Raw genomic sequence first — 565 nt, forward strand, 5'->3', positions numbered from 1 at the left:
GCGATGGGTTGCCAGAAAGATATTGCAGAGAAGATACAAAAACAGGGAGGTGATTATTTATTCGCTGTAAAAGGAAACCAGGGGCGGCTAAATAAAGCCTTCGAGGAAAAATTTCCGCTGAAAGAATTAAATAATCCAGAGCATGACAGTTACGCAATGAGTGAAAAGAGTCACGGCAGAGAAGAAATCCGTCTTCACATTGTTTGCGATGTCCCTGATGAACTTATTGATTTCACGTTTGAATGGAAAGGTCTGAAGAAATTATGCGTGGCAGTCTCCTTTCGGTCAATAATAGCAGAACAAAAGAAAGAGCCAGAAATGACGGTCAGATATTATATCAGTTCTGCTGATTTAACCGCAGAGAAGTTCGCCACAGCAATCCGAAACCACTGGCACGTGGAGAATAAGCTGCACTGGCGTCTGGACGTGGTAATGAATGAAGACGACTGCAAAATACGAAGAGGAAACGCCGCAGAATTATTTTCAGGGATACGGCACATCGCTATTAATATTTTGACGAATGATAAGGTATTCAAGGCAGGGTTAAGACGTAAGATGCGAAAAG

1 pseudogene is annotated in these 565 nt (G+C 42.3%); it reads left to right on the forward strand.

Features of this window, described 5'->3' with window-relative positions:
- Positions 1-565: pseudogene (locus FQZ95_RS01065) on the forward strand (ISAs1-like element ISEc1 family transposase); the annotation flags it as partial.

The sequence above is a fragment of the Escherichia sp. HH41S genome, from assembly GCF_009820115.1.
Lineage (GTDB): Bacteria > Pseudomonadota > Gammaproteobacteria > Enterobacterales > Enterobacteriaceae > Escherichia > Escherichia coli_F.